This is a genomic window from Thioalkalivibrio sp. (assembly GCF_007692535.1).
Classification (GTDB): domain Bacteria; phylum Pseudomonadota; class Gammaproteobacteria; order Ectothiorhodospirales; family Ectothiorhodospiraceae; genus Thioalkalivibrio.
The window spans coordinates 1-7,433 of sequence record NZ_REBW01000238.1 but is presented as its reverse complement, the minus strand read 5'-3'; the positions used below and the strand labels follow the sequence as shown (position 1 = coordinate 7,433).

Here is a 7,433-nt window from a genome sequence, read left to right as displayed (position 1 = left end):
GGGACATCACGCTCGATGACGTAGCGGTGTAAAGGCATGGCCGATCCTCCATTTTTGTCGTTGAGGAAGTTCAGGGCACCACATCCCCCGCTCGTACGGCCAGCCGCGGAGGTGCACGGGCCCGGGCGCCAGTGGCGACCGATGCACCAGTGCCGGGGCGGCTAGCCCACCTGGGACGGGGTTTCCCGGGATCAGGTATCCCGACTGGCACCCTTGTTTCGAGCCTAGGGGCTGGGTCGGTCAAATACTTGCAGAATCTTGCGCATGGGCGACGGATCTTGCGGTTTGTTGCCGGCACGGCCCGGGAGGCAGCGTCGGTCAGCGTGATGATCACATGTCCGCTTTGCACGCGACTGCGGTCGAGTATTCTTGACGGCTGAATGACGGCCTTTTGTGGTCGCCGCTGGTAGCCGTTCCACCAGTACTCAGAGGTGCCCCGGAGGCAGTGTCGTGGGACACGCCACCTCCCCCGGGGTTCTACCGCGTCAATGGTCAAGTTGCCGCTTGAGATGATCGAGCGTTGCGCAGTGCTCGGTCTGCGGGCTAAACAGGATGATCTCGGCGTCTTCCTCGACCCTCAGCGTGTGGCCCGGCGGCCAGTAGAACAGATCGGCCACACGGGCGGTTTCCTCGGTACCGTCAGAGAAGGTCACCGTGAGCCTCCCTGAGATCATGTAGCCCCAGTGGGGGGACTGACACAGGTCCTCCTCAAGGCCTTGCAACAGGGGCGTGATATCCGTGCCCGATGCCAGGGAAAAGTACTCACCTGTCATCTTGCCGTAGTCGCTCGCGTCGCCGAACTCCAGGATCTGCCGTGCCACAGCGCCGGGCACGCTGAATACCTCCGGAACCTCTGATTTGGTGATGCGCATGATGTCCTCCTTTTACGGGAGTTGGTGGATCGAGTGGCCCGCCGACGGATCTGGATCTAGCCACTTATTAGACCGCGCAGTCTAGTTATGACTATAGACGGCCAACTCGCGCCGTCAAGACGCGTAACCAACCAGCCTTCTGCTCAGCGGACAACCGAGCGGAAGTAGAAGTCCAGCATCGCGTTGAGAGGTTTCGGGTCGCGCCGCAGCCGGCTGCGCAGGGCGGCGCCCTCCCAACAGTCGAGTAGCAGCACCGCCATGTGTTGGGCATCGCTTTCGCGGGGCAGGGCGCCCAGGTGGCGTGCCTCCTCCAGGCAAACGGCGACGCGTGCGGTGATCTCGGAGAAGCACCCCTCGATCTTGAACCGGAATGCGTCGTTCACCCCCGATAGTTCCTGCCCCAGGCTGCCCAGCAGGCAACCCATGTACCCCTCGCCGCGGTATTTCTCGCGCGACAGTTCAAAAAACGCGCGCACCCTCTCCAGCGGTGGTCGGCCGGCGTCCCCGAGACAGGCGTCGAGGCCCGCATGCACCTCCTGCATGTAACGGTCGATGACTTGGTGAGCGAAGTCTTCCTTGCTGCGGAAATGGTGATAGAACGAGCCCTTCGGAATGCCATGGACCACCAGCAATTCCTGGATAGCCAGATCGTTGTAGCCGTGCTTGAGGAGCATTGCGAGCCCGCCCTCGAGCAGGCGTTCCTTGGTGGGGCGTTTCATCGGTTCATCCAGTAGACCAGTCGGTCCATACTATAGATTAGTCCATTCAAAGCATCGGTCGGCTTGCGGATGCTTTACACGGTCCCACGGTCGGAAGCAGGATCCACTCGATCCGCAGATACCGCTTGTGCTCTGGTCCGCGTAGGTGGGACAGCAGTGTTGGGAATGTGTCAGGATTGGTTTGAAATTCAACGGATTTACATCATGAAAACATCGACCCAAAGGCTTCAGGGCGGGCACAGACTTCTCCTGGACGGCGGCATGGGCCAGGAACTCGCCGCACGCGGGCTTGAAACCAGCGATGGTCTCTGGTCGGCCCGGGCGCTGTTCGATGCCCCGGAGGCCGTGATCGCCGTGCACCGCGATTTCATCAATGCGGGCGCAGACGTCATCACGGCCAACTCGTATGCCGCAACTCGGCGGCGGCTGGATTCCGCGGACATCGACGACGGTTTCGTGCGCTGCAACCGGGCCGCAGGCGAGCTCGTGCGCCAGGCGGCCGACGAAGCCGACCGCGAAGTGCTCGTTGCCGGATCGCTGCCGCCCATCCACGGCAGCTACCGGCCGGATCGGGTCCGGCCACTGGAAGAAATCGAGCCGCTGTACCGCGAGCAGGCCGCGATCCTTGCAGAATACGTCGACCTGTTCATCTGCGAGACGATGTCGACTGCCGCGGAGGCGCTGGCCGCAGCCCGCGGCGCGGTGTCGACCGGTCTGCCGGTATGGGTCTCGTGGACGGTCGCCGACGACGGCAGCGGGCTGCTGCGCAGCGGCGAAACCGTGCGGGAAGCCATCGAGGCGCTGGACGGGGTCGAGGTCGAAGCCTTGCTGTTCAACTGCTCGATGCCTGAAAGCGTCGACGCGGCGCTGCCGGCGCTGGCCGAACACGCCGGGCGCGCGTTTGGCGCCTATGCCAACGGGTTCAGTGCGATCGAGGCGGGATTCGAGGTCGCAGACGGCGCCAACGTCCCCGACCGGCGCGAAGAACTGACCCCGGCGCGCTATGCCGAATACGCGCGCCGCTGGCTGGATGCCGGCGCAACCATTGTCGGTGGGTGTTGCGAAGTCGGCCCGGCGCACATCGCCGAGCTGCGCCGCGTGATCTAAGAATCGGAAAAGATACAACTCCGACCAGCAGGGTGATCAGGTGGGCCGGCAAGAGGCGCGAGATCCACACATCCCCGCCGCGGCGATTCCATTTTTTGCCGGCGGGGTCGACGCACCCGGAAGAGCGAAGTATCCCCCCGCGCTTGGGGCGCATTTTTGCCACAGGGCTGCGCTCGCGTAGGATGCCGACTCCATATTCGAGGATTCTTATGGAGTCGACCCAGAAGCTGATTCCGGGCTACGCGAATGCGCGGGCGACCCGGGCCTACGCTGAGGAGCACATGGCGGCCGGGCGTGCCGCGGAGGGCCATTACAGCGAGTTCACCCGCGCGAAGATGCGGCTGTCCAGCCTCGGCATCGGCACGTTCGGGGGCGCCGCGACGCCCGAGGTCGACGCCCGCATCAGCGCCGTGGTCGCGCGCGCCCTCGGCGCGGGGATCAACGTGATCGACACAGGCGCGCACTATCGCTACGGCCGTTCGCTGGCCGCCGTTGGCGCCGGGGTTCGCACCGCGCTCGCCGCGGGCGTGCCGCGCGAGGCGATGTTCCTGATCGGCAAGGGCGGGTTCCTCACGCTGCGCGGTGGTCCGCCGGAGGACATGGCCGCCTGGTTCGAGCGCGAGATCGTCGCGCAGGGTCTGGGCTCGAAGACCGATCTCGCGAAGGGTGCGCACCTCCTGACGCCGGAGTACATCCACTATCAGATCGAACTCACACGCAGCCTGATCGGCGTCGAGACGCTGGACGCCTTCCTGATCGATCAACCCGAGGTGCATATCCCGGAGATCGGCAAGGAGGCCACCAACCGCAAGCTGGAGCCCGTGTTCGAGGTGCTGGAGCGCGCGGTGCGCGACAACCGCATCCGGACCTACGGTATCAGCACCTTCGAGGGTTTCCGGGTCGAGACCGATGCTCCTGTTTTCCAGTCGCTGACGTCGATGCAGGGTCTGGCCGAGCGCGCTGCGCAGGCGGTCACCGGTGACGACATGGCGCGACATCACTTCAAGCTGGCGATGCTGCCCTTCAACCAGGTGATGCTCGAGGGATTCACCCGTTTCAATACCGCCACCGGGAAGGGCAACGTTGCCTCGGCGCTGCAGGCGGCGCACCAGCTGGAGGTCTTCATGATGGCCTCGCACACCCTGCTGAAAGGGCACCTCGCAACCCAGTCGGCGGATGTGGTCGCGCAGCGGCTTGCCGAGGAGCCGAACGCGGCCCGGCGTGCGTTGCAGTTCAACCGTTCGACGCCGGGGCTCGGGACCACACTGGTAGGCATCAGCACGCCGGAACACCTGGACGACCTGCTCGCGGTGGCCGCGCGCCCGCCACTGGAGCGCAAGGACTACCTGGCCATGTACCAGAAGGCTGAGTGACGATGGGGATGACCCGTATCGGTTCTCTTCAGGTGCGCGGTATGCGACTGCAACATCCTGCTTCGCGGGACATCCGCAGGCGGATTCGGGGCCCGAACATCATTCGGGTCGGCTCTCCCTGAGGGGAACGTAATGGAAGCGGATCTGAAACCCCTGGAGTTTCCGGCGATCCAGCGGCTGCTGGAGCGGCTCACCGCGACGCCCTACGGCGCCGATGCCGCACGGGCGCTGGAGCCGGCGCCGACGCTGGCGGTGGCCCGTTCGCTGCAGGACGCGGTCACCGTCGCCCGCCAGCGGTTGGAGGCGGGTACGCTGCCGGAGTTCGGCGTCCTTCCGGACGTGCGCCCGGCGCTGCGTCAGGCGTCGAATCCAGGTGCTGCGCTCTCCAGTCAGGCCATGAACAACCTGCAGCTGATCATGCGCGAGAGCGCGCGCCTGGCCGCGGCCCTGGCCGATACGCCGACGATCTATCCGCAGGATCTCGCCGACCTGCGGCCCCCCACGGCGCTGCTCGAGCGGCTCGACGGGGCGCTGCATCCGGGCGGCACCCTGCGCGACGAAGCGAGCCCGGCGCTGGCCGAGGCCGCGTCCGAGCGCGCGCGGCTGCGCGGGGAGGTGGAGCAGGTCGTGCGCAGGCGTCTGGAGGCCCTGCAGCCCGAGGGCGGCTCGCGGCGGGTGCAGTGGCACCAGGAGCGGGCGGTGATGGTGCTGCGCGCCGAGGCGGCGGGAGAAGTGAAGGGCGTGCGCCGCGGTTCGGCGCTGGGTGGCCGTGACCAGATCATCGAACCGATCGAGGCGGTGCCCCTGAACAACCGGCTCGATACCGTGAACGAACGGATCAACACCGAACAGCAGCGCCTGCTGCGCGAGCTGACGGACGCGGTGCGGGAACATGGACCAGCGCTGGAACGGCTATTGGGGGCCTTGACCTGGATCGACCTGGCCTTCGCCGCCGGGCGCATGTCGCAGCAGATGAACGCGCATGCACCGGCGCTGCGCGAGGCGCCTGGCGTGACGCTGGTGGAGGCCTATCACCCATTGCTGCTGCTCCAGTACGCGGAGGGCAGTGGTCCACGCCCGGTGCCGCTGAGCCTCGATCTGCCCCCGGATCGGCCGCTGGTGCTGATCACGGGCCCCAATACCGGCGGCAAGACCGTGGCCCTGAAGACCCTTGGTCTGCTGGTCACCATGGCGTGGTGCGGCCTGCACATCCCGGCCGAAGGCGACTGCATGATCGGGGGGTTCGACCGCGTGATGGTCGATGTCGGGGACCACCAGAGCCTGCTGCATCACCTGTCCACCTTCGCCGGCCATGTCGAGGTGCTGAAGCGGGTCCTCGAGCACGCCACCGGGCGCAGCCTGATTCTGCTGGACGAACTCGGTACCGGGACCGATCCGGACGAGGGTGCGGCACTGGCGATGGCGATGCTCGACGAACTGCGTTCGCGGGGGGTCTGCGGAATCGTCAATACGCATCTGGCTCCATTGAAGGAGTATGCCGCGCGCCATCCCGGCATCCTGAATGCCTCGATGCAGTTCGACGTCGAGCGGCTGGTGCCGACCTACCGGTTGTTGCCGGGGGAGCCGGGAGTCTCCTTCGGCCTCACCATTGCGGAAAAGAACGGCCTCCCCGCCACGCTGGTGGCGCGGGCACGAGAACATCTCGCCGGGTTGCCGTCGGCCCGGTCCCCCTCACCCGGTCCCGCGTAGAGCGGCCTGTGGCCGCGATGCTCTTTGCCGAAAACCGTGAAACCCTGGGCATTTCATATTACGATGCTATGTCATTTTGACCCGGGGTACGCGGTTGGCACAGGATCGCAGTACTTGACCATCAGGAAGCACCACAATCATGTCTGAGACCCCCGCCAAGCCAGCCGCCATCACTGGCGCAGAAATCTTTGTCCGCTGCCTTCAGGAAGAGGGTGTCGAGGTCGTATTCGGGTATCCCGGCGGCGCGGTCCTGCACATCTACGATGCACTGTACCGGCAGGACAGCATCGCCCACATCCTGGTGCGGCACGAGCAGGGCGCGGTGCATGCGGCCGAGGGCTATGCGAAGTCGTCCGACCGGTGTGGTGTGGCCCTGGTGACCTCGGGCCCTGGCGCGACCAACGCTGTGACCGGCATCGCCGATGCCTACATGGATTCCGTGCCGCTGGTGGTGTTCTCCGGCCAGGTTCCGACCCACCTGATCGGCAACGACGCCTTCCAGGAAGTGGATACCGTCGGTATCACGCGCCCCTGTGTGAAGCACAACTTCCTGGTCAAGGACGTCAAGGACCTGGCGCTGACCATCAAGAAGGCGTTCTATGTGGCGACCTCCGGACGCCCGGGCCCGGTCGTGGTCGACATCCCCAAGGACGTGACCGCCGACACCTGCGTGTTCGAGTACCCGAAGCAGATCAAGATGCGCTCGTACAATCCGACGATGCGCGGCCACAGTGGCCAGATCCGCAAGGCGCTGGAGCTGATCCTGTCGGCAAAGAAGCCGATGCTGTACACCGGCGGGGGCGTGATCCTGGGTCGGGCCTCGGAGGCCCTGACCGAACTGACGCGCAAGCTCGGGTACCCGATCACCAATACCCTGATGGGCCTGGGCGCCTACCCGGCATCGGACCCCCAGTTCGTGGGCATGCTCGGCATGCACGGAACCTACGAAGCCAACATGGGCATGCACTACGCCGACGTGCTGATCGCGATCGGGGTGCGCTTCGATGACCGTGTCACCGGCAACATCGAGAAATTCTGCCCCTACGCCAAGATCGTGCACGTCGACGTGGATCCGGCGTCGATCTCCAAGAACGTGAAGGTGGACATCCCGATCGTCGGCCAGGTCGAGTCGGTTCTGCGCGAAATGATCCGCGAGCTGGAATCCATGAACACCAAGCCGGACACGGAAGCCCTGACCGCCTGGTGGCGACAGATCGAGGAATGGCGCGCGAAGGATTGCCTGAAGTACGACAAGTCCTCGCCGCTGATCAAGCCGCAGTACGTGGTGCGCAAGCTCTGGGAACTGACCGGCGGTGATGCCTTCGTAACCTCCGACGTCGGCCAGCACCAGATGTGGGCTGCCCAGTTCTACGGCTTCGACAAGCCCAACCGCTGGATCAATTCCGGCGGCCTCGGAACCATGGGTGTCGGCCTGCCCTTCGCGATGGGTGCACAGTTCGCGAATCCCGATGCCACCGTGGCCTGTGTGACCGGGGAGGCGAGCATCCAGATGTGCATCCAGGAACTGTCGACCTGCCTGCAGTACCATCTGCCGATCAAGATCGTGAACCTGAACAACCGCTATCTCGGCATGGTGCGGCAGTGGCAGGAGTTCTTCTACCAGGGCCGTTACGCGATGTCCTACATGGACG

General features: G+C 65.3%; 6 protein-coding genes. 4 read left to right on the top strand and 2 right to left on the bottom strand.

The window, feature by feature from the left end; translation table 11 throughout:
* Nucleotides 1–485: 485 nt before the first annotated feature.
* Together EA346_RS13455 and EA346_RS13450 are read right to left on the bottom strand one after the other, a co-directional pair.
* Nucleotides 486–872 (bottom strand): cupin domain-containing protein, encoded by a 387-nt coding sequence (locus EA346_RS13455; RefSeq protein ID WP_296759467.1) that lies wholly within the window; start codon nucleotides 870–872, stop codon nucleotides 486–488.
* 143 nt (nucleotides 873–1,015) lie between these two features.
* The gene (locus tag EA346_RS13450; RefSeq protein WP_296759465.1) at nucleotides 1,016–1,591 is read right to left on the bottom strand and encodes a TetR/AcrR family transcriptional regulator; all 576 of its coding nucleotides are present in this window, start codon (nucleotides 1,589–1,591) and stop codon (nucleotides 1,016–1,018) included.
* 204 nt (nucleotides 1,592–1,795) lie between these two features.
* Between EA346_RS13450 and EA346_RS13445 the strand changes: the two genes are divergently transcribed.
* The 4 genes from EA346_RS13445 to ilvB all read left to right on the top strand — a co-directional run.
* A complete protein-coding gene (locus tag EA346_RS13445) occupies nucleotides 1,796–2,698 on the top strand; it encodes a homocysteine S-methyltransferase family protein (protein ID WP_296759463.1) in 903 nt (300 codons plus the stop codon).
* Nucleotides 2,699–2,907: 209 nt separating this feature from the next.
* Complete coding sequence (locus tag EA346_RS13440; RefSeq protein ID WP_296759461.1) at nucleotides 2,908–4,071, top strand: aldo/keto reductase; 1,164 nt, start codon at nucleotides 2,908–2,910, stop codon at nucleotides 4,069–4,071.
* Nucleotides 4,072–4,203: 132 nt separating this feature from the next.
* Nucleotides 4,204–5,781 (top strand): DNA mismatch repair protein MutS, encoded by a 1,578-nt coding sequence (locus EA346_RS13435; RefSeq protein WP_296759460.1) that lies wholly within the window; start codon nucleotides 4,204–4,206, stop codon nucleotides 5,779–5,781.
* A gap of 139 nt (nucleotides 5,782–5,920) precedes the next feature.
* Nucleotides 5,921–7,433: biosynthetic-type acetolactate synthase large subunit (ilvB, locus tag EA346_RS13430; protein ID WP_296759459.1), on the top strand; the 1,513-nt coding region annotated here is incomplete at its 3' end.

What these genes read in the sequence shown, in the direction of transcription:
- EA346_RS13455 (WP_296759467.1), bottom strand. Translation starts at nt 872, where the DNA reads ATGCGCATCACCAAATCAGAGGTTCCGGAGGTATTCAGCGTGCCCGGC.
- EA346_RS13450 (WP_296759465.1), bottom strand. Translation starts at nt 1,591, where the DNA reads ATGAAACGCCCCACCAAGGAACGCCTGCTCGAGGGCGGGCTCGCAATG.
- EA346_RS13445 (WP_296759463.1), top strand. Translation starts at nt 1,796, where the DNA reads ATGAAAACATCGACCCAAAGGCTTCAGGGCGGGCACAGACTTCTCCTG.
- EA346_RS13440 (WP_296759461.1), top strand. Translation starts at nt 2,908, where the DNA reads ATGGAGTCGACCCAGAAGCTGATTCCGGGCTACGCGAATGCGCGGGCG.
- EA346_RS13435 (WP_296759460.1), top strand. Translation starts at nt 4,204, where the DNA reads ATGGAAGCGGATCTGAAACCCCTGGAGTTTCCGGCGATCCAGCGGCTG.